Here is a 21328-nt window from a genome sequence, read left to right as displayed (position 1 = left end):
AGGAGAGCGGCTATCGTCGGATGTCATGCACGCGCATCCGCTCGTCACCGAATATCTGCGCCTGGGACTGGCATTCGATCGCTTGGAACCCGGCTTCGTCGACGCTTACACCGGTGATCCCGCGCTGCGCCGGGCCGTGGAGTCGGCGCCCGCGCCGCAGCCGCGTGAGCTGGCGGACCGGGCGGCGGCCCTGCGCAAGGAACTGCCCGAGGCCGGGCTGAGCGAGCAGCGCACCGAATTCCTGGAGGCGCACCTGCGGGCGCTGGAGTGCTCCGGACGCAAGTTCGCCGGTGACGACATCTCCTTCATCGATGAGGTGCGGTCCTATTTCGACGTCGATATCGCACTCGGCGACGTCGAGGACTACCGGGACGCGCATCGGCAACTCGACGAGGTGCTGGCCGGCGACGGCTCGCTGCTGGACCGGATGACCGCGCATCGGCGCGCCGACGAGATTCCGCCGCACCGCCTCACCGAATGTGTGCAGGCATTCTCGGGCGCCCTGCGCGAGTTGGTGCGCGAACGCTATCCGCTGCCGGATCACGAGCGGGTGGAATACGAGATCGTCGGCGACAAGCCGTGGTCGGGGTTCAATTACTACCTCGGCAATTTCCGATCCCGGGTCGCGATCAATTCCGACCTCAAACAACATATGGCGCAGCTGCCGGCGCTGATCGCGCACGAGGCGTATCCGGGCCACCACACCGAACACTGCCGTAAAGAGGCGGGGCTGGTCGCGGCCGGACAGGACGAACAGACGCTGTTCGTGGTGAACACGCCGCAATGTCTGATGGCCGAGGGGCTGGCGGATCTGGCGCTGAAATCGATCGTCGGGCCGGACTGGGGAATCTGGGCGCAAGAAATCTATGCCGACCTCGGTCTGCGATTCGACGGCGAACGCGCACAACGACTCTCGAATGCCTCGGCGAAACTGCTCGCGGTCCGCCAGGACGCGGCGCTGTTGCTACACGATCGCGGTCGCAGCGCCGACGAGGTCGCCGAATTCCTGCAGCGCTGGAGTCTGACCACACCCGAACGCGCGCGGCAGTCCCTGCGCTTCCTGTCCTCGCCGCTGTGGCGGGCCTACATCAGCACCTACGTGGAGGGGTATCGCCTGCTGGGCGGGTGGCTGGATCGCGCGGTCGACGCCGGCGACCGGGTGGCGCGCTTCGGCCGGCTGCTCGACGAGCCGCTGACACCGGCGGCGCTGCGCAGGATGTGAGGAACGCGCCGGGCCGAGAATCGGGGGATATCCGGCCGCGAACGGTCGGGGGCGTGTCCGCACGCGGAAATGGTTAGCTCCGCAAACAATGGCGACAGTGAGCGGAATCGCACTATCCGATTCAGGGCTATCGATCGATTCGCCGGAATTCCGGTTTCGAACACCGACCGGATCCGCGCCCCGACTCGCGAACCCGGCCGAAGGGTATCGGCGCTACTACATACCCCAGCCCGCACAACCGGCGTTGCCGCCGGAGGAGATGGTGCAGGCGGACTTCAGGAGCGCGAAAAGCATGTCCTGAATCGAGTTACCGGTACCCGCGGTGAAAAACAGCATGTGAACCCCTGATTTGATCGAATGAGTCGATGACGCTGTCACAGTCTTCGACAGCGCGGCGAATGTTACGCCTTTTTTACGAAGCGGGCAGCCCTGGATTCTGGGTGCTCCACGGCTGGTGTGCGGTCGCTATTACATCCGGGCGGGTAGCGCGGTCGCCGCGCCCGGTGCCGTTGCGGGCCACGACGGAGCGGCCGGGGACCACCACATAGACTGTGCGCGTGACCCAGACGACCGCCCCCTCTGTCAACACCCAGTCGCTCGCCGATCTCGATCCCGAGCTCGCCGCCGCGATGGCGGGCGAACTCGCCCGTGAGCGCGACACCCTCGAGATGATCGCCTCCGAGAACTTCGTGCCGCGCGCGGTGCTGCAGGCGCAGGGCAGCGTGCTGACCAACAAATACGCCGAGGGTTATCCCGGTCGCCGCTACTACGGCGGTTGCGAGCACGTCGACGTCGTGGAGAACCTCGCGCGCGAGCGGGTCAAGGAGTTGTTCGGCGCCGAATTCGCCAACGTGCAGCCGCATTCGGGCGCGCAGGCCAACGCCGCGGTGCTGATGTCGCTGATGAATCCGGGCGAGAAGCTGCTCGGTCTGGATCTGGCGCACGGCGGTCACCTCACCCACGGCATGCGGCTCAACTTCTCCGGCAAGCTCTACGAGGTGCACGCCTACGGGGTGAGCAAGGAAGACCACCGCGTCGACATGGACGAGCTGCGCAAGCAGGCGCGTGAGGTCCGGCCGAAGGTGATCGTGGCCGGCTGGTCGGCCTACCCGCGCCACCTGGACTTCGCGGCGTTCCGCGAGATCGCCGACGAGGTGGGCGCCTACCTCTGGGTCGATATGGCGCATTTCGCCGGTCTGGTCGCCGCCGGTCTGCACCCCTCGCCGGTGCCGCACGCGGATGTGGTGTCCTCGACCGTGCACAAGACCCTCGGCGGTCCGCGTTCGGGTCTGATCCTGGCCAAGCAGGAATACGCGAAGAAGCTCAACAGCGCCGTGTTCCCGGGCCAGCAGGGCGGTCCGCTCATGCACGTGATCGCCGCGAAGGCCGCCGCCTTCAAGATCGCCGGCACCGAGGAGTTCAAGCAGCGCCAGGAGCGCACTCTGTCCGGCGCCAAGATTCTGGCCGAGCGCCTGACCGCCGCCGATGTCGCCGGTAACGGCGTCACCGTGCTGACCGGCGGCACCGATGTGCACCTGGTGCTCGTGGATCTGCGCAACTCGCAGATGGACGGCCAGCAGGGCGAGGATCTGCTGCACGAGGTCGGAATCACGGTGAACCGCAACGCCGTTCCTTTCGACCCGCGTCCGCCGATGGTCACCTCCGGCCTGCGCATCGGTACCGCCGCGCTGGCCACGCGCGGCTTCGGTGACACCGAATTCGCCGAGGTTTCCGACATCATCGCCACCGCGCTGGCGGGCAATGCCGACCTCGCGGCCCTGCGCGCGCGAGTGTCCAAGCTGGCCCAGGACTTCCCGCTCTACGACGGCCTGGAGGACTGGAAGCTGCTCGGCTGAGCCGGACCGCAGCGCGATCGACCCCGGTAGCCGCCCGGCCGCCGGGGTCGATCTATGAGTCACCCTGTGCGCGGGTGCTTTTCGCTTCTCGACGGTGCGGAGCAAGTGCCGCGGCGTGCGCCGGCCGGCCCGGGAGCGGTCAGTCGCGGGTGCTCAGGTATTCGATGTACAACGGCCGCAACGCCTCGGCGATCTTGCCCTCGCCGGAGTGCACGTAGTCGTCGAGCATCGGCAGCACGTATTTGATGTCCGCCTCGCTCTCGCCGATGTTCCCGGTGGCGGCCTCCGCCGCCGGGATCTGCTCCAGCAGCCGCCACAGGAACTTGACGTCGCCGTGCCGGACGGCGTGTTTGACCGCGCGGTCGTGCAGTTCCTTCGACGACAGCTTCTCCAGCTCTGCCACATCGCTCATGTAGCGACTCTAGCGGGTTCCGCCGAGTAGCCGGGCAACTCCGTAGCTGACCGATAGCTACCCGTCGGCGTTAACTAGCTATTCATCGACACGCCTGCCATCTCGGGAGCCGGAATCGCGAAATCGCAGTACCGTCGAAGTGCGAGCCGCGTCGTTGTGGCTCGTCCGGGAGGTTCTGATCGTGGCTGAGCAACTCAGTACGAGAGGGCCGGTACCCGGCCCTCGGGTCGTGTGACCCCAGGGCGGACCGGCCCAGCGAGAACGTCCGTGCGGGTATGGCACGGACAACAAAGGAGCCCACCGTGACTGATGCACGCTCCGTCATCGCTCCCTCGAAAGCCCGCTCCGACAAGAGCGGAGGCTCCGGAAAGGGAGCCGGCACCTCGCCCCGCAAATCCTTCGTGATCGACACCTCCGTCTTGTTGTCCGACCCCTGGGCCATGACGCGTTTCGGTGAACATCACGTGGTGCTACCGCTGGTGGTCATCAGCGAACTGGAGGCCAAACGGCACCATCACGAACTCGGCTGGTTCGCGCGCGAAGCCCTGCGCAATCTCGACGACCTGCGTTTGGAATTCGGCCGGTTGGACCTGCGGGTCCCGATCGGGACCGAGGGCGGCACGCTGCAGGTGGAGTTGAATCACACCGACCCGGAGGTGCTTCCGGTCGGGTTCCGCACCGACACCAACGATTCCCGCATCCTCGCCTGCGCGCTCAACCTCGCCGCCGAGGGACAGCGAGTAGTGCTGGTGTCCAAGGACATTCCGCTGCGGGTGAAGGCGGGCGCGGTGGGCCTGCCCGCCGAGGAGTACCACGCCCAGGACGTGGTGATCTCCGGCTGGACCGGGATGGCCGAACTCGAGGTCGGCGCCGACTGCGTCGACCGGCTCTACGCCGATTCGGTCATCGATCTGGACGAGGCCCGGGATCTGCCCTGCCACACCGGGATTCGGCTGCTCGGCGCCAACGGCAGCGCGCTGGCGCGGGTGACCGCGGACAAGCGGGTGCAGCTGGTGCGCGGCGATCGGGAGGCCTTCGGTCTGCACGGCCGCTCGGCCGAACAGCGCATCGCCCTCGATCTGCTGCTGGACGAGAGTGTGGGCATCGTCTCGCTGGGAGGTAAGGCCGGTACCGGCAAGTCGGCGCTGGCGCTCACTGCGGGCCTGGAAGCGGTGCTGGAGCGGCGTTCTCAGCGCAAGGTGGTGGTGTTCCGGCCGCTGTACGCGGTGGGCGGTCAGGAGCTGGGTTATCTACCGGGCAGTGAGAGCGAGAAGATGGGCCCGTGGGCCCAGGCGGTCTTCGACACCCTCGACGGCCTGGCGAGCCCGGAGGTGATGGAGGAGGTGCTCTCCCGCGGCATGCTGGAGGTCTTGCCGCTCACCCACATTCGCGGGCGGTCGCTGCACGATTCGTTCGTGATCGTGGACGAGGCGCAGTCGCTGGAACGCAATGTGCTGCTCACGGTGCTCAGCCGCCTGGGCAGCGGGTCGCGGGTGGTGCTCACCCACGACGTCGCCCAGCGCGACAACCTGCGGGTCGGCCGCCACGACGGTGTCGCGGCGGTGATCGAAAAGCTCAAGGGCCACCCGCTTTTCGCCCACGTCACCCTGACCCGCAGCGAGCGCTCGCCGATCGCCGCGCTGGTCACCGAGATGCTGGAGGAGTACGGGCCGAACGCCTGAGGCGGCCGGCCGAGCGAAACCCCGAGGCGGTAGCGGACATGTTCCGCTACCGCCTCGGCGGCAAAAGGTGTGTCCCAGCAAACATTCGGAATATGGTTCATCTCACACGGTGGCGGGTATATTTCCGCAAGAACCCTGCTCGACGTGGTTGTCGGTGTTTCAGATAGGTTCGCCGGACCATTGCCGAGCGCCGGCCTGTAGGCCGGTGGTGTCGCATACGGGGCGCCACCTGCCTTCACCTTCCGAGAGGATGAACATGCACCACTTCGCTCGACGTTCCGCCGCCGTCGTGATGGCCTTCGCCGGGACGGCGCTGCTGTTCACCGCCGCCTGCAGCAACGACGACAACGACAACAACAGCTCTGGGACCACCACCCCTGCCGGCATGACCGAAACCACCGGCGCGATGGCTACGGGCACCATGGCTTCGGGGACCATGGCATCAGGGACCATGACGTCGGGCGAGATGCCGTCGGGTAGTGCCGCGGCCTCGGAAACCAAGATCGCGACCCAGAACGGTCAGGAGATCGCGGTCGCCGGCCACATCCTCACCAAGTACACCGAGATGGGCGCTGTGCAGAGCCCGCTCGGTGAGCCCACCGGTGCAGCGGTCGAGGGCCCCAACGGCGGTTCCTGTCAGGAGTTCACCGGCGGTGCGATCTGCTGGAGTCAGCAGACCGACGCCCACGTGGTGTGGGGTGATATCCGCACCGCCTGGGAGGGCAACGGCGGCGTGAACGGCAAGCTCGGCTATCCGACCAGCGACGAGAAGGACAACCCGGCCGGTAAGGAGAGCGACTTCACCGGCGGCACGATCACCTGGAACTCCGCCGACCGGCAGACCACGGTGACCACCAAGTAGTCGACGGGCGTGGCGCGGCGGCGAGACATCCTCATGGTCTCGCGGCCGCGCCGCTGTGTATCGCACGGCGTCCGCGCGTAATTCCCCCGCTCCGCCCGAACAGTCGGTACCTTGTCGTGGTGCAAACTCAGTTGACCGATCGTGAGCTGCTGGAATCGCTCGCCGATGCGGTGGAAGACAATCTCCGGCGCCACATCGAGCTGGCGCAGGTCTGGCAGCCGCACGAGTACGTGCCTTTCAGTGACGGACGCAATTTCGGCTTCCTCGGCGGCGTCGACTGGGATCCGGAACAGGCCACCCTGGGTGAGGTTGCCACGGTTGCGCTCACCGTGAGCGTACTGATCGCCGACAATTTGCCGTCGTACCATCGCGAGCTCGGCAAGCACCTGCGCACGGGTCCGTGGTGGCGCTGGGTCGGTCGCTGGACGGCCGAGGAGAACCGCCACGAGATCCTCATCCGCAACTATCTGATGGTGACGCGGGCGGTGGATCCGGTGGAACTCGAGCGTGCGCGGATGGAGCATATGACGACCGGCTTTCGCCGGCCGCCGCTGCACCTGCTCGATGTGCTGGCGCTGTGTGCCTTCGAGGAGTCCGCCTCCGCGGTGCGGCACCGCAATATCGCCGCGCTGCAGGAGAATTCGATGGTGACCGCCATCGCGGACCGGATCGCGCTCGACGACGAGTTGCAGTCGGCGTTCTTCGGCAATCTGGTCGCCGCGGCGCTGGAGTTGGTGCCGGATCAGGCCATGCGGGCGATCGCCGATCGGATCGCCGAGTTCCGGGTTCCCGAACTCACCCTGCGCGACGGCCGCAACAGCACCGAGGTCCTGGCCGAAGCCGGTATCTACGAACCGAACCGCGCCGCCGAGTTGGTCTTCACGCCCCTGCTGGACCGCTGGAACATTTTCTCGCGCACCGACTTCGGCACCGCCGGCGAGGCGGCGCGCGCGGAGATCGGCCACCTGCGCGGCTGACGTCGCAACGGTCGTGGTGTGCGGGCGCGCGCACCACGACCGGCAGCGCCGGGCGCTGCTGGGCCGCGCGTGATCAGCGCCGGCGGACCAGGTTCCAGATCCCCGCCGCGGTGCCGCGCAGGAAGTTCTCCCAGCTGAAGTGGTCGTGCCACAGGGTGATCCGGCCGTCGACGAGTTCGAATGTGCCGCAGACCCAGAACCCGATTTCCAGCGGGCCCATGCGCAGATAGTCGGTGCGTTCGGTCAGGACCGTCTCGCCCTCGACCGCGGGGGCCCCATCGGTTTCCGCGGCGATGTGGTGCATATCGACGCGGAAGCCGAAAGCGTCGCGGCTCAGCCCGCGCAGTACCGCGCCGACGCGGTGGATGCCGCGGATATCGGGCAGTGACGTGTTCTTCCAGACGATGTCGGGATCCAGCAGATCCAGCGCCTCGTTCACCGCGCTCATTTCCATCGCGGCGAAGAACTCGCGCACCGTGGTCACGGCGTTCTGTTGTAGCTCCGGTAATTCGGCCATAGTCCGACTGTAGGCGCGCGGGGGCGCGGACGGGGGATGATCGCGGTCGTTTCGGCTCGTCGTCGGGTGTTCGACGCGGTTCACTCTCGCCGCCGGGCGATCAGGGCGGCCACACCGTCGAGAATGCGCTCGATGCCATAGCTCAGCGCAGCGTTGCGATCGTCCGCGGACGTATCGGAGAAGGCGGCCACGACCTCGGGATAGCGGTCGGCGTGGGCGGCCAGGACCTCGCCGACCTGGCGGGCTATTTCGCTCTCGGACTGTTCGGGACCCCGGCCGGTCGTCTGCTGGACGAGGCTGCGGAGGTGGCCGTTCAGCAGCACCACCGTGTCGAGGCGCTCGGAGCCGCGCAGGCCGGTGCCGGCCAGCGGTGCCAGTAGAGCCTCCATCCAGCCCAATTCGTTCGGGCCCATCGGCCGTGGACCGACGGTGAGATCGACCGTCCACGGATGGTCTCGATAGCGTTCGTACAACGTGTGCGCCCACTGCCGCAGCGCCTCGCGCCAGGGTTCGGGATCCGAGTCGGCGACCGTGACCTGCGGCGGCTGCCCCATTCCGTAGTCCAGCATCAAGGCTGTGAGCTCGGCCTTTCCTGGTACATAGCGGTACAGGGCCATCTTGGCGCAGCCCAGCCGCTCGGCCAGCCGCTGCATCGATACGGCGGCCATCCCGTCGGCATCGGCCAGGGCGATGGCCTCGGTGACGATGCGTTCCAGCGACAGCGACGGCTTGGGGCCGCGCCGGGGGCGCTGCGAATCCCCCCACAGCAGTTCATGGGCAGTCGGTCCGGTCATGACGCCATCCTCTCCGAATTCCGGCTTGACGGGAAACTGCGTCCAGCATACGCTAATTAGCGTCCGACAGACACAGTTACTGATCGAGGGGTCATCATGCGGAATACGACAGTTCTCATCTCCGGTGCGAGCATCGCCGGCCCGGCGCTGGCGTACTGGCTGCAGCGCTACGGCTTCGCTGTCACCGTCGTCGAGCGAGCGCCCGAATTGCGGGCCGGCGGCCAAGCCGTCGACTTCAAGGGCGCGACCCACCGCACGGTGCTAGAGCGGATGGGCGTCTGGGAGGAGATCCACCGCCGGCAGACCGGCAAGACCGATATGATCCTCACCGACGCCGAGGGCGGCGAATTGGCCGTCATATCAGGCGATTTCACCGGTGGCGACGTGGAGATCCTGCGTGGCGACCTGGCCGAGATCTTCTACGAGCGCACCGTGCACGGCTGTGAATACGTGTTCGGCGACTCCGTCACCGCGCTGCGTGAGACCGCCGCCGGCGTCGAGGTCGAATTCGAGAACGCCCCCGCGCGGACCTTCGATCTGGTGGTCGGTTGCGACGGCATCCACTCCCGGGTGCGCGCGCTGGCCTTCGGTCCCGAGGCCGACTACGTCAAACATCTGGGCTACTACTACTGCACCGCGGGTGCGGCCGGATGGGGGCACGACCCGAGCGGACCGCGGCAGCGCAACCGGTCCGAGGCCTACAACGAACCCGGACGGCTCGCGGTCCGCGGCGGGAACAAGGCCGCGCACATGTACATGTTCGCCGCGCAGCCGCTCACCTACGACCGGCACGACGAGGCGGCACAGCGCCGCGTCCTGGCCGAGGCCTTCGCCGGTGCCCGTGGGCCGGTGCCCGCCATGATGGCCGAACTGTCCGAACTGGACTCTTTCTACCTGGATTCGCTGGGGCAGGTGGGAATGAAGAAGGGCTACACCAAGGGCCGGATCGCGCTGGTCGGCGACTCCGCCTACGGAAATACGCTGGGCGGCTTCGGAACCGGGCTGGCAGTCGTCGGCGCCTACGTACTGGCGGGGGAGCTGGCGCTGGCCGACGGCGACCACACCGCCGCCTTCGCGCGCTACAACGAACTGATGAAGCGCTACGCCAAGATCGCGGGCAACAGCAACGCGGGCCGCTTCCTCGCCCCGCGCACCGCCCGCGGTATCCGGATGCGCAACTGGTTCCTCGGCTCGCGGATGTTCGACCTGATGCTGAAATACAGCGACAATGCCGCCAACGACATCGATCTGCGCGACTATCCGGCGCTGGTGGCGGCCTGAGCCGCCAGTCCGGATCCGGCCTCTCGGCGCGAGCGAGTCGCGGCGGCCGGATCCGGAGATCGTGCGATCAGTCCTGATCCTCGACCTTCGCCATCGACAGCACGTCCAACCGGCGATCCAGCTCTTCCTCCGACAGCTTCTCGCCGATCAAACCGCGGTCGACGACCGTCTCCCGAATCGTCTTGTTCTCCCGCAGCGCCTGTTTCGCGACGGCGGCCGCTTCCTCGTAGCCGATGCCCGAGTTCAGCGGGGTGACGATCGACGGCGAGGACTCGGCGAGCCGGCGCAGCCGTTCGGTATCGGCGGTGAGGCCGGCGACGCACTTGTCGGCGAAGAGGCGAGACACGTTGGCCAGCAATCGAATCGACTCGAGGACGTTGCGGGCCATCATCGGGATGTAGACGTTCAGTTCGAAAGCGCCGTTGCCGCCGCCCCACGCCACCGCCGCATCGTTGCCGATCACCTGGGCGGCGACCTGCGTCACCGCTTCCGGCAGAACGGGATTCACCTTGCCGGGCATGATCGAGGAGCCCGGCTGCAGATCCGGCAGCTGGATCTCCGCGAGCCCGGTGAGCGGTCCGGAACCCATCCAGCGAATATCGTTGGCGATCTTGGTGAGACTGATGGCGATGGTCCGCAGCGAACCGGAGATCTCGACCAGACCGTCGCGCGCGGCCTGGGCCTCGAAATGGTTGCGAGCCTCGGCCAGTTCGTCCAGCCCGGTCGTCTTGCGCAGTTCCGCAACGACTTTCGCGCCGAAGCCGGCGGGCGCGTTGAGTCCGGTGCCGACCGCGGTGCCGCCGATGGGCAGCTCACCCAGCCGCGGCAGCGCGGCGACCAGGCGTTCCGTACCGGCCTCGACCTGCCGGGTGTAACCGCTGAACTCCTGGCCGAGGGTCACCGGGACGGCGTCCATCAGGTGAGTGCGGCCGGACTTCACCACCGTCCGCCACTCGGTGGCCTTGTCCAGCAGCCGCAGCCGCAGATGATCCAGCGCCGGAAGCAGCTCCTTCACCACGGCCTCGGTGGCGGCCAGATGCGTCGCGGTGGGGAAGGTGTCGTTGGACGACTGGGACATGTTCACGTCGTCGTTCGGGTGCACGGTGACGCCCCGGGCGGCGGCCAGGCTCGCGATCACCTCGTTGGCATTCATGTTCGAGCTCGTGCCGGAACCGGTCTGGAAGACGTCGATGGGGAACTGGTCGTCGTGGCGGCCCTCGGCGATCTCGTTCGCGGCGGCGATGATCGCCTCGGCCTTCACACCGTCGAGCAGCCCCAGATCCCGGTTCACCGCCGCACACGCGGCCTTGAGCAGGCCGAGGGCGCGGATCTGAGCGCGTTCGAGCCCGCGGCCGCTGATCGGGAAGTTCTCCACCGCCCGCTGCGTCTGCGCTCGCCACAGCGCGTTCACCGGAACGCGGACCTCGCCCATGGTGTCGTGTTCGATGCGGTACTGCGTCTGGTCGTCGGTCATAACTCGACACTAAGCCGGTTGAACGATGGAGTGGGCTGCCACGCCTGAGGCTTTTCGCACAGGAATCGGCGGAATACCGGCGGTGCGGCGGACCCCCGGCACGGCACGGCCGTCGGCAGGACGTGCCCGCCGGCGACCGGCCGCGCGTACTGACGTCAGACGAAGGTGTAGGCGACACCGTTGCTGGTCCCGCCCGAGCCGGTAACGGTGATCTGCACCGTACCCGCCGCATGTGCGGGGGCGACGGCGGTGACCTGGGTGCTGGAGTTCACGGTGAACGTCGTGGCGGTCGTGCCGAACCGGACGGTCAGCGGGCCGGTGAAATCGGTGCCGGTGATCGTCACATTGTTGCCGCCCGTGGCCGGCCCGGAGGACGGGGAGACGGAGGTGATGCTCGGTACGACGACGTAGACGTAGGTCGCCGAGTTGCTGGTGCCACCGGGCCCGGTGACCGTCACCGACACGATCCCGGTGCCGGCGGGGGCGACGGCGGTGATCTGGGTGTCGGAATCGACGGTGAACGAGGTCGCCGGAGTGGCACCGAAATTCACCGCGGTGACTCCCGTCAGGCCCGACCCGGTGCGGACGTCGGCGAGAGTGAGGTGATGGTAGGCACGGGATTTGCCTCCCGACTTCTGGGATGGGCAGCGCGGATAGCTGCCCGGGTTGCTCTGTGTTTCCGCTACTTCGATCAACGTCCGTGAAACACCTCGTGGGACGGTCTGCTCGGTTCGGTTTCGTCCGTCATCGGACTCGTCATCCTGTTCCAAGATCAGTAAGGGTATTGTGCCGCAGTGCCTTTCGGTGCCGAGTGCGGCGTGCTCCGAGTGGTCGATCGATCGGGGTATCCGAGGAGGGGGCGGAAAACGGACGAAAACGGATCGGAGATCCGTTGCTGCTCAACGGTGTTAGGGGGCTTAATGGAAAGTGGGTCACCGATCGAGTAAGGCAACCACCCGGTATGCGGGCACGCGGATCGTCGCGTCCGCCGTGGCCGGAAGGAGGACGCGCAGCTCATCGTGGTCGTGATGGGCGGGATCGGTAACGGGATCTCCTGCACCTGTGCGGGCGCTGTACGGCTTCCAGCCGGTGGCCGCCGCGCGCGTCGGCGGCCCCGCATGAGCTGCGATTGCGGATCGAGCCGCCGCGGGGGCGGTGGTCTCAGGGGTAAGGGGGTTTACTTGGCTACCATTCTGAAGATGCTGCTGGCGGAGCGGCATCTCACCAGCCATGCGGACTTCCTGGCCGCATACGACCACTGCGCCGCGCGACTCGACCCGCCCATCCCACCCGGTTACGGGCCTGCGAAGACCCAGTACTACCAGTGGCTGTCGGGCAACATGGTCGGGCTTCCCCGGGATTATCACTGCCGGGTGCTGGCCACGATGTTCCCCGGCTGGACGGTGGAGGATTTGTTTCGGGCGGCGGATGCGACACCGTCAGGGGGAGCGCACGAAACGGGTTCTCCCGCAACCGACGCCGAACTCGAGGCCTTCCTCGGAGCCGAGATGATCACCAGCGGAGTCACTCTCGTCTACCCGACTCTCGAGCCACCACGTCGCTCCGGGCACGGGGCGGCCGATACTCTCGAGCCGGGCGCCCGCGAGCGACACGACCGCGCGTGGGCTGCCGGCCGTCGCCCGGATGTGCCGGCCGCATTGCCGGAGAGGGAACTTCGCGGACTGCTGTACGTGTTGTCCATGCTTCAACGTGGCACCGGGCTCGCGACCGATGTTCGAAGCGACCGCGAGGTCGCCGCGCACAACGACCGGCCCTTCATCAGCTTCGGGCTGAGCGGTAACGCCTGCACCCGTGCGTATCTCGACACGGTCGACCGTCCGCTGTTCAGTCTCGAACGCTTCGGCGCCGAGCGGGGTCCTCGTTTCGGTGAGGTGGAGTTGACGGACGGTAGCCGGTACGGCTCGAGTGACGAACGCAGTATCGGCGTCATCGCCCGGGCGCGGCCCGATCCGGATGTGCATCCCGGGCGATACTGGATCTTCTGTGGCGGCTCGGGGCCGCGTGGTACCACCGGAGCGGGCTGGTATCTGGCTCACTCCTGGAGTCCGCTGCAGCGCCGCGCGGGTGACCGTGAGTTCGTCGCTGTGGTGGATGTCGACAACGACTCCGACGACACGGCCCGCCTGCGGCATCTGCTGATCGAATCGACCTGACGGCACACAGTTCGGCCCCCGGATCGTGCGATCCGGGGGCCGAACTCACTCGCCGAGTGGAGTATCAGGGCAGCGGCGGAATCGCGTCCTCGTCGCCGACGAAGTCGACGGAGGCGTATTCGTGCAGCTTGGTGAGGCGGTGGTAGGCGTCGATGATGCGCACGGTGCCGGACTTGGAGCGCATCACGATCGACTGGGTCGAGGCGCCGCCGCTGTAGTAGCGCACGCCGCGCAGCAGGTCGCCGTCGGTGACGCCGGTGGCGGAGAAGAAGACGTTCTCGCCCGAGACCAGGTCCTCGGTGTTCAGGATGCGGTCGAGGTCGTGACCGGCATCGAGCGCCTTCTGCTTCTCCGCGTCGTCGGTGGGGGCCAGTTTGCCCTGCAGCGCACCGCCCATACAGCGCAGCGCGGCCGCGGCGATGATGCCCTCGGGGGTGCCGCCGATGCCGACGAGCATGTCGGTGCCCGATTCGGGACGGGCGCAGGCGATCGCGCCGGCGACGTCACCGTCGGAGATCAGGCGGATGCGCGCACCCGCGTCGCGAACCTCCTGGATGTGGCGGGCATGGCGGGGCCGGTCCAGCACGCAGACGGTCAGGTCGGAGACCGCCGAGTTCTTGGCCTTGGCCACCCGGCGCAGATTCTCGGCGATGGGGGCGGACAGGTCGATGACGTCGGCCGCCTCCGGGCCGACCGCGATCTTCTCCATATAGAACACCGCCGACGGATCGAACATGGCGCCGCGTTCGGCGACCGCCAGCACCGAGATGGCGCCCGGGGAGCCCTTCGACATCAGCGTGGTGCCGTCGATCGGGTCGACGGCGAAGTCGACCTCGGGACCGGTCCCGTCGCCCACGGCCTCGCCGTTGTAGAGCATCGGGGCTTCGTCCTTCTCGCCCTCGCCGATCACGACGGTGCCGCGCATGGAGACGGTGGCCACCAGTTGGCGCATCGCGTCGACGGCCGCCCCGTCGCCGCCCTCCTTGTCACCGCGGCCGACCCAGCGACCCGCGGCCATCGCACCGGCCTCGGTCACCCGGACCAACTCCAGTGCGAGGTTGCGGTCCGGGGCCTCGCGGCGGCGACTGGTTGCGGGTGTGGGTGCCGTCATGACGGTGCCTCCTCGAGTTGTGTATTGCTGCGTGAATTGTCGCAGAACGGTCGGATCCGCCATTCAGGTACTGCTGTTCCACTTCGCGGGAAGAGCGTCCGCCCCGGTGGGGACGGCTGTGATGTCGGCCTCCCGGGCCGAGGGCGAGGCTCGGCGGATTCGGTGGCGCGTGGATACTTGGGGCGTGTCGCAGAAACCACGCATCCTCAACGACTACCGGGATCTGATCTGGTCACTGATCCCGCTGGTACTGATCTGCGTGGTGCTGGCCGCGGTGGCCAGCCAGTGCAGTTTCTCCGCGCACGGACCCACGCCCGGTCAGGTGCCGAACTTCGACGTCCAGTCGGCCCTGCACGACGATGCCAAGGCGCTGCCGTTCCCGATTCGCGACCCGGCGGTGCCGGCGGACTGGAAGGCCAATTCCGGCAGTCGTGACACCGTCACCGGCTCCGGCGGCGGCACGGTCAGCACGGTCGGTTTCATCACCTCCAAAGGCACCTACCTGCAGCTGAGCCAGAGCAATGCGAGCGAGAGCGCGCTCGCCGCCCACGTCGTCGACACCCGCAGCCCCTCGGGTTCCCGGATGGTGGGCAACCAGAAGTGGACCGTCTACCACGTGCAGGGCAGTGAGTCGGCGTGGATCTCGGACTTCGGGCAGAGTCGCGTGCTGCTCAAGGGCGCGGCCGACGAGGCGGCCTATCTGGCGCTCGCGCAGGCCGTGGACGCCGCCGCCCCGCTGCGGCCCTGAGCCCCGCCGCAACCCTGAGCCTGTTACGACCCTGAACGCGGGCTCAGCGGTGGCTCACGACGTTGACCACCGTGCCGTCCGGATCGCGGACGAAGAACCGCCGCACACCCCACGGCTCGTCGCGCAGCGCGTAGACCACCTCGGCCCCGGCCGCGACCATCGTCTCGTGCGCGGCGTCCACATCGGCGACCTCGACGCTGATATCCGGCTGCGGGTCGTCGGCGTCGGCACCGACCAGCAAAATCTGCGCGGTCGGATTGCTCGGTGAGGCCAGCCCGACCGCCCAGCCGAGATCCATCACCTCGTCGAGGCCCAGCGCCCGGTAGAAGGCGCGGGCCCGCTCCATATCGGCGACGCGCAGATCCGGGACGACGCGACGGATATCCATGCTCAGTCCTGGTCTCCGCCGCGCCGCGACAGTGCGTCCTCGACCCGCCGGCGGGCTCCGGCGAGATGTTCCTCGCACCGGTTGGCCAGTGCCTCGCCGCGTTCCCACAAGGCGAGCGAATCGTCGAGGTCCATTCCGCCCTGTTCGAGCATCTTCACGACGTTGACCAGTTCGTCGCGGGCGCGTTCGTAGCCGAAGGTCGCGATTTCGGTGTCATCGCTCTCGGTCATGACGATTCCTCCTGTTCGGATGCCGGTGCCGGCCGGTCCGTAACCCGCTGGGCCGGTATGGGATTCGCGAGGGCCTGACTGCCCAGGGCGGCGGCGCTGATCGCGCCGTCGGCGACCCGGATACGCAATTGCGTGCCCGGCGGGGAGTCGGCGACGGTGCGGACGACGTGGCGCTCCGTACCGGTAACCCGTTGCACGACAGCGTATCCGCGCGCGAGGGTGGCGGCCGGGCCCACCGCGGTGAGCTTGTCGCGCAGATGCCGCGCGGTGGTGGCCTGGCTGGTGAGGCAGTGTTCGACGGCGCGGTGGGCCGAAGTGCGCAGCCGCTCGATCTCGTCGTGGCGCTGGTCCAGAATCCGCAGCGGATCGGCCAGGACCGGGCGCGAGCGCAACTGCTGCAGGGCGCGCGCCTCGCGATCGACCCAGCCGCGCAATGCCGCGGCCGAGCGGGCGCGGAGTTCCCGGACGCCCGCGAGTTCGGCCGCGGCGTCGGGAACCAGTCGTTTGGCCGCGTCGGTCGGCGTGGCCGCGCGCAGATCCGCGACGTAGTCCGAGAGCGGATTGTCCGGCTCGTGCCCGATCGCGCTGACGATCGGGGTGGTCGCGGAAACGATAGCGCGGCACAGGGTTTCGTCGGAGAACGGCAGCAGATCCTCGACACTGCCACCGCCGCGCGCCAGCACGATCACCTCGACCTCCGGGTGATCGTTCAACTCGGCCAGCGCGTCGAGGATCTGCGGCACCGCGGCCGGCCCCTGCACGGCGGTATTGCGGATCTCGAAACGGACCGCGGGCCACCGCTGCTGGGCCACGGTCACCACGTCGTGTTCGGCGGCGCTGGCGCGACCGGTGATCAAGCCGATCACCTTGGGCAGGAACGGCATCGGCCGCTTCAGTCGCGGATCGAACAACCCCTCCGCGGCCAGCAGCGCCTTCAGACGTTCGATGCGGGCCAGTAGCTCGCCGATGCCGACGGGGCGAATCTCGGTGACGCGCAACGAGATCGTGCCCCGGCCGGTGAAGTACGACAGTTTGCCGTAGACCACCACCCGGCTGCCCTCCTGCAGCGGGACGGCCGAGGCGCGCAGCAGTTGCGGATCGCAGGTGATCGACAGCGACATGTCGGCGGCGGTATCGCGCAGCACCAGGAACGCGGTGCGGGTGCCGGGGCGCAGATTGATCTGGGTGATCTGGCCCTCCACCCAGACGCTGCCGAGGCGGTCGATCCACTGCGCGACCTTCATCGCGATGGTGCGCACCGGCCACGGCTGTTCGGCCGAGTTGGCGGGGCGGGCAGCAGAACGCGCCGGTTCCCCGGAGGCTCGTGCCCCCGCGGCCGGCGCGTCGGCGTGTGAGTCGGTCACTTGGCCTGCACGGTGGCGATCCGGTTCGTCAGCATGGTCACGAACGGCGCCCGGTCCAGGGTCTGCTGCTCGTAGGCCAGCAATTCGGCCAACTCCTCGACGCTGAGCATGCGCAGCCGGGCCCGCAGCTGAGCCAGCGTCATGTTCGCGTAGTCGTACCGCCCGGCGACCTCGGGTTCGAGCACCCCACGCGGTTCCGCGGGCGCGGCGGCGCCGGCGGAACCGGTTCCGGGGGTGTCCGTGTCCTCGCCGGTCGCCTCGGTGGCGCTCTGCGCCGTGTCCGATTCCGCCCCGTCCGATTCAGCCGTGTCCGATTCCGCAGTGTGAGATGCGGCATAGCCGTTCGTCGCCGACGGAGTGACCGATGCCGTGGGTTCCGGGACGCCCGCGGCCGGGTCGGATTCGGCGAACAGATCGAAGCGGCTGAGCCGCGCGGCGAAATCGCGGTCGCCCCGCGCACCGAAATCGCCGCTGCCGAACGGTTGCTCGTCGTCGAGGTCCTCATCGAAGGTGGCCCATTCCGGCTGCTCCACCGGGCGATTGGCCAGCCGGTCGAAGACCTCGTCACCCTTGAGGGCGAGGCTGGTCACGAACTGCTGCAGATGCATCGAGGTCTGCAGCAACTGGCTGATCGCGGTGATCGGCAGATGGATTGCCACAGTGGGTAACCGGCGAGTTTCCTCGAGGGCGTAGACGGCGGCCCCAGCGGCGACCCGGGCCAGGTAGGGAGGTCGGAACATGTCCCTAGCCTGCCCGAAACGGCCGGTGATGCAAAGAACAGAGTTCACGTGTTCCATTGTCGCGCGTCCCGCCACACCGCCGTACCCGCGGTTCGCGGGCGGGACTTTCCCCGTCGGCCGGCGCACGTAAGCTGTGAACATGTCCTCGGCTATCCCCCTGAATGTCGGAATCGCCCGGTCGGCCGATGCGGCCGGTGCCGGCGCGGGCAAGCGGGTGCTGCTCGCCGAACCACGCGGCTACTGCGCGGGTGTGGACCGGGCGGTGGAAACCGTGGAGCGCACCCTCGAGAAGCACGGTGCGCCGATCTACGTGCGCAAGGAGATCGTGCACAACCGCCACGTGGTCGAGACCCTGCGCGAGCGCGGCGTGGTCTTCGTCGACGAAACCGACGAGGTGCCCGAGGGCTCGGTGGTGGTCTTCTCGGCGCACGGCGTGTCGCCGGCGGTGCACGAATCCGCGGCCGCCCGCAATCTGCACACCATCGACGCGACCTGCCCGCTGGTGACGAAGGTGCACCAGGAGGCCAAGCGCTTCGCTCGTGACGACTTCGACATCCTGCTCATCGGCCACGAGGGCCACGAGGAGGTCGAGGGCACCGCCGGTGAGGCGCCCGACCACGTTCAGCTGGTCGACGGCCCCGATGCGGTCGACGGCGTCGAGGTGCGCGACGAGAACAAGGTGATCTGGCTGTCGCAGACCACGCTCTCGGTGGACGAGACGATGGAGACGGTGCAGCGGCTGCGCACACGCTTCCCGAACCTGCAGGACCCGCCCAGCGACGACATCTGCTACGCCACTCAGAACCGTCAGGTCGCGGTGAAGGCGATGGCACCCGAATGCGATCTGGTGATCGTCGTCGGCTCCCGCAACTCCTCCAACTCCAAGCGGCTGGTGGAGGTCGCCCTGAACGCGGGCGCTCGCGCCTCCTATCTGGTCGATTTCGCCCGCGAGGTGGACCCGGCCTGGTTCGAGGGCGTCACCACCGTCGGGGTCACCTCGGGCGCCTCGGTCCCCGAGATCCTGGTGCGCGGCGTGCTCGACCTCCTCGCCGAACACGGCTACGGCGAGGTCCAGCCCGTCACCACCGCGAACGAGACCCTGGTCTTCGCCCTCCCGCGCGAACTGCGCACCACCGGCCGCCGCTGAGTCTCCGTCGCTGAATTTCCCGTTTGCGCTCGATCGCGGAAACGCTTGGGGCAGAACGGTAACGGCTCGCCGCGGCGAGACGATGAGTGGGCGTGGGGATTTCGGGGATGACCGCTGCGGGCGGAGCCGTAACCGGTTCGGCGCCCGCCAGCTTCGGCTCAGCGGTCGCGGTAGCGCACGTTCGGCCGCGGATGCGGGGGCACATCGCTCGGCGGCTGGGGCCGGCCGCGGCGGGGCTGCGGTTCGGCGACTCGGGTGCGTTCCGCGGTCCGGGTGCGCTCACCCGTTCGGGGGTAGGACGCGGCCGCCGCGACACGCGGCGGGCGTTCGGCCACCTTGCCGCCCGTGCGGCGCGCCGCCCGTGCGGGTTCCGGTTCCGCGGCCCGTTTGGCCGCCCCGGAGCCGCGAGCGGCCGAATCGCCACGCTTGGGCGCCTTGGCGGATTTGGTGGCCTCCGCACCGCGCTTGTGACCACGGGAGCTACGCCGCAGGGTTTCGCCGCCGCCGGCGGCTTCGCTACGGGCGCGGCGCGCACGGCCGGCGGCCGAGCGCGGATTCCAGCTGTCGCTGCCGCGTTCCCGGGTGGGACGCGCGGTGGTGTCGGCGTTGCGGTACAGCCACACCCGCAGGGCGCCGACGCCCAGCACCAGGACCGTCGCCAGCGCCATGGTCGGGAATCTGTTCACCAGCGGAATCGCCAGGTTCAGCAGAATGTCCTTCACCGAGGTCGAGCTGTGCCCGGTCAGCTGCTGATAGGCCAGCGGGACGGCGATGAACAGCAGTAGCGGCGGGGTCACCATGGTGGTGAACAGGCCGCGATAGCGCACCACGCATGCCGCGATCACACATCCGATGATGTAGAACGCGGCGAACACATGGGTCAGCTCCTTGCCGCTGTTTCCGGAGTCGATGAAAAATCCGATGAAAGTGCACGCCACCGCGATCAACACCGCGGCGCCGGCGGGGATGCCGGGCACCGACGGGATGATCGAGAGGTGCGAGGCGGGTACATCGGATCGCTCGCGTTGGGTAGCTGCCACGTAAAGCACACTATCTGCCGCGGCCGGAACGTGTGTCGAGGCCGGGCTGCTGCCGGAGTTACTCGTTGGTGTCCGAGAAGCCTACCGCGCGCGGCCACGACTGGACGGGAGCAATCGCCGGTACGGCGCGATCGCCGATGTCGAGATCGTGCAGCCGGCGCGCGGTGACCATCACCCGCGACTCGATCGAGGCCACGGTGTGGTTGAAAGCGTCGACGGCCTTACCGAGTTGGGTGCCGAGCTTGTCGAGATGACTGCCCGTGGTGGACAACCGCGTGTAGAGCTCACGACCCAATTGCTGAACGGTTGCCATATCTCGCGAAAGTGCCTCCTGCCGCCAGCCGAACGCGACGGTGCGCAGTAATGCGATCAAGGTGGTCGGTGTAGCGAGGATCACGTTGCGGCCGAAAGCGTATTCGAGGAGTCCGGAATCGGCGGTCAGCGCGGCGTCGAGGAACGGGTCGCCCGGGATGAACAGGATCACGAATTCCGGGCTGGGATCGAAGGCCTCCCAGTACGCCTTGCCGGCCAGTTGGTCGACATGCGCGCGCAGGTGTTTGGCATGCCGGGCCAGATGGTCGGTGCGCCGGCGCGGATCCGTCTCGCCGGTGGCGTCCAGATAAGCCGTCAGCGGCACCTTGGCGTCGACCACCAGTTGGCGGTCACCGGCCAGCCGCACCACCAGATCGGGCCGGATCAGGCCCTCGCGGCCGCTCGCGGTGACCTGCGTGTCGAAGTCGCAGTGCTTGGCCATCCCCGCCAGTTCGACGACCCGCTCGAGCTGGATCTCACCCCAGCGCCCGCGCACCTGCGGCGCGCGCAGCGCCGACACCAGCTCGCCGGTCTGGGTGGACAACTGCTGGGAGATCCGCTGCATCCCAGCGACCTGTTCGCGCAGCCCGGAGTAGGCGTTGATGCGGTGGTGCTCGACCTGCTGGATGTGCTGGTTCAAACTGCCCAGGGCCTCGCGCAGCGGTTCGACCAAGGTGCCGATGGCCTGCGAATTGTGCCGTGCCGCATCCGCACTCGCGGCGCCGAGCGATTGCCGCAGCAGCTGTTCGTTGTCCCGCAGCGCCGCGAGCCGAGCTTCGGCCGTGGCCGCCCGCTGACCCGCCCGGGCGGCGTGCCCCAGCCACCCGAGGCCGGCCCCCGCGCAGAACACCAACAACAACGCGAACAGCATCGATGCGGTCATGGCCCCGATAGTGCCCCATCCCACCGACAAAGTTCGCGGATGTCGGCAATCATCCAGCACCAACCGTCGACACGCCGAAGGGATTCAATCTTGTCGGTGAGATGGCTTAGCCTC

21 protein-coding genes are annotated in these 21328 nt (G+C 68.1%); 9 read left to right on the top strand and 12 right to left on the bottom strand.

Annotated elements, in window-relative coordinates; translation table 11 throughout:
* Window positions 1–25: 25 nt before the first annotated feature.
* Both NMI01S_RS08730 and glyA read left to right on the top strand, forming a co-directional pair.
* Window positions 26–1222 carry a hypothetical protein gene (locus NMI01S_RS08730; protein ID WP_062995429.1) on the top strand — a complete coding sequence of 399 codons (1197 nt, stop codon included), beginning with the start codon at window positions 26–28 and terminating at the stop codon, window positions 1220–1222.
* A gap of 557 nt (window positions 1223–1779) precedes the next feature.
* A complete protein-coding gene (glyA, locus tag NMI01S_RS08725; RefSeq protein ID WP_039780609.1) occupies window positions 1780–3078 on the top strand; it encodes a serine hydroxymethyltransferase in 1299 nt (432 codons plus the stop codon).
* A gap of 139 nt (window positions 3079–3217) precedes the next feature.
* Here glyA and NMI01S_RS08720 read toward each other — a convergent pair whose 3' ends face one another.
* A complete protein-coding gene (locus NMI01S_RS08720) occupies window positions 3218–3490 on the bottom strand; it encodes a hypothetical protein (RefSeq protein WP_039780590.1) in 273 nt (90 codons plus the stop codon).
* 302 nt (window positions 3491–3792) lie between these two features.
* Here NMI01S_RS08720 and phoH2 point away from each other — a divergent pair, with 302 nt between their 5' ends.
* The 3 genes from phoH2 to NMI01S_RS08705 all read left to right on the top strand — a co-directional run bounded on the left by phoH2 (window position 3793) and on the right by NMI01S_RS08705 (window position 7011).
* Window positions 3793–5172 carry an RNA 5'-3' helicase PhoH2 gene (gene phoH2 / locus NMI01S_RS08715; RefSeq protein WP_083904171.1) on the top strand — a complete coding sequence of 460 codons (1380 nt, stop codon included), beginning with the start codon at window positions 3793–3795 and terminating at the stop codon, window positions 5170–5172.
* A gap of 250 nt (window positions 5173–5422) precedes the next feature.
* A complete protein-coding gene (locus tag NMI01S_RS08710; RefSeq protein ID WP_062995428.1) occupies window positions 5423–6034 on the top strand; it encodes an LGFP repeat-containing protein in 612 nt (203 codons plus the stop codon).
* Between the two features lie 119 nt (window positions 6035–6153).
* A complete protein-coding gene (locus NMI01S_RS08705; protein WP_062995676.1) occupies window positions 6154–7011 on the top strand; it encodes an acyl-ACP desaturase in 858 nt (285 codons plus the stop codon).
* 73 nt (window positions 7012–7084) lie between these two features.
* Here the strand turns inward: NMI01S_RS08705 and NMI01S_RS08700 are convergent, their stop codons facing one another.
* Together NMI01S_RS08700 and NMI01S_RS08695 are read right to left on the bottom strand one after the other, a co-directional pair.
* On the bottom strand, window positions 7085–7528 hold the full coding sequence (locus NMI01S_RS08700; RefSeq protein WP_062995427.1) for a limonene-1,2-epoxide hydrolase family protein: 444 nt from the start codon (window positions 7526–7528) through the stop codon (window positions 7085–7087).
* An 80-nt stretch (window positions 7529–7608) separates the two neighbouring features.
* On the bottom strand, window positions 7609–8322 hold the full coding sequence (locus tag NMI01S_RS08695; protein WP_062995426.1) for a TetR/AcrR family transcriptional regulator: 714 nt from the start codon (window positions 8320–8322) through the stop codon (window positions 7609–7611).
* Window positions 8323–8418: 96 nt separating this feature from the next.
* On the opposite strand from NMI01S_RS08695, the gene NMI01S_RS08690 reads away from it, so the two are divergent.
* Window positions 8419–9603: an FAD-dependent monooxygenase gene (locus tag NMI01S_RS08690; protein WP_062995425.1), complete on the top strand. Its 1185-nt coding sequence runs from the start codon at window positions 8419–8421 to the stop codon at window positions 9601–9603.
* A 67-nt stretch (window positions 9604–9670) separates the two neighbouring features.
* Here the strand turns inward: NMI01S_RS08690 and NMI01S_RS08685 are convergent, their stop codons facing one another.
* On the bottom strand, window positions 9671–11077 hold the full coding sequence (locus NMI01S_RS08685; protein WP_062995424.1) for a class II fumarate hydratase: 1407 nt from the start codon (window positions 11075–11077) through the stop codon (window positions 9671–9673).
* Between the two features lie 155 nt (window positions 11078–11232).
* A complete protein-coding gene (locus NMI01S_RS36245; protein ID WP_218020943.1) occupies window positions 11233–11772 on the bottom strand; it encodes an IPT/TIG domain-containing protein in 540 nt (179 codons plus the stop codon).
* A gap of 486 nt (window positions 11773–12258) precedes the next feature.
* On the opposite strand from NMI01S_RS36245, the gene NMI01S_RS08675 reads away from it, so the two are divergent.
* Window positions 12259–13251 carry a hypothetical protein gene (locus NMI01S_RS08675; RefSeq protein ID WP_157126096.1) on the top strand — a complete coding sequence of 331 codons (993 nt, stop codon included), beginning with the start codon at window positions 12259–12261 and terminating at the stop codon, window positions 13249–13251.
* A 64-nt stretch (window positions 13252–13315) separates the two neighbouring features.
* Here NMI01S_RS08675 and glpX read toward each other — a convergent pair whose 3' ends face one another.
* Entirely contained in the window at window positions 13316–14362 is a 1047-nt protein-coding gene (gene glpX / locus NMI01S_RS08670) for a class II fructose-bisphosphatase (RefSeq protein WP_039780583.1), read from the bottom strand.
* A gap of 184 nt (window positions 14363–14546) precedes the next feature.
* On the opposite strand from glpX, the gene NMI01S_RS08665 reads away from it, so the two are divergent.
* Entirely contained in the window at window positions 14547–15110 is a 564-nt protein-coding gene (locus NMI01S_RS08665; protein WP_062995421.1) for a DUF4245 domain-containing protein, read from the top strand.
* 43 nt (window positions 15111–15153) lie between these two features.
* Here NMI01S_RS08665 and NMI01S_RS08660 read toward each other — a convergent pair whose 3' ends face one another.
* From NMI01S_RS08660 to NMI01S_RS08645, 4 genes are all read right to left on the bottom strand, one after another.
* Entirely contained in the window at window positions 15154–15498 is a 345-nt protein-coding gene (locus NMI01S_RS08660) for a VOC family protein (protein ID WP_062995420.1), read from the bottom strand.
* 2 nt (window positions 15499–15500) lie between these two features.
* Window positions 15501–15728, bottom strand: a complete 228-nt coding sequence (locus NMI01S_RS08655) for an exodeoxyribonuclease VII small subunit (RefSeq protein WP_062995419.1) — start codon at window positions 15726–15728, stop codon at window positions 15501–15503.
* Window positions 15725–16972: an exodeoxyribonuclease VII large subunit gene (xseA, locus tag NMI01S_RS08650; RefSeq protein ID WP_218020956.1), complete on the bottom strand. Its 1248-nt coding sequence runs from the start codon at window positions 16970–16972 to the stop codon at window positions 15725–15727. The genes NMI01S_RS08655 and xseA overlap by 4 nt, the downstream gene beginning before the upstream one ends.
* A gap of 116 nt (window positions 16973–17088) precedes the next feature.
* A complete protein-coding gene (locus NMI01S_RS08645) occupies window positions 17089–17832 on the bottom strand; it encodes a lipid droplet-associated protein (RefSeq protein WP_062995418.1) in 744 nt (247 codons plus the stop codon).
* 139 nt (window positions 17833–17971) lie between these two features.
* Between NMI01S_RS08645 and NMI01S_RS08640 the strand changes: the two genes are divergently transcribed.
* Window positions 17972–18979: a 4-hydroxy-3-methylbut-2-enyl diphosphate reductase gene (locus NMI01S_RS08640; RefSeq protein ID WP_062995417.1), complete on the top strand. Its 1008-nt coding sequence runs from the start codon at window positions 17972–17974 to the stop codon at window positions 18977–18979.
* Between the two features lie 158 nt (window positions 18980–19137).
* Here NMI01S_RS08640 and NMI01S_RS08635 read toward each other — a convergent pair whose 3' ends face one another.
* The gene (locus NMI01S_RS08635; RefSeq protein WP_062995416.1) at window positions 19138–20019 is read right to left on the bottom strand and encodes a DUF6542 domain-containing protein; all 882 of its coding nucleotides are present in this window, start codon (window positions 20017–20019) and stop codon (window positions 19138–19140) included.
* A 58-nt stretch (window positions 20020–20077) separates the two neighbouring features.
* Window positions 20078–21214 (bottom strand): DNA recombination protein RmuC, encoded by a 1137-nt coding sequence (locus NMI01S_RS08630; protein ID WP_062995415.1) that lies wholly within the window; start codon window positions 21212–21214, stop codon window positions 20078–20080.
* Between the last annotated feature and the right edge of the window lie 114 nt (window positions 21215–21328).

Origin of the sequence: Nocardia mikamii NBRC 108933 (assembly GCF_001613505.1) — a bacterium.
GTDB lineage: Bacteria > Actinomycetota > Actinomycetes > Mycobacteriales > Mycobacteriaceae > Nocardia > Nocardia mikamii.
This window is presented reverse-complemented; position numbering and strand designations above follow the sequence as displayed.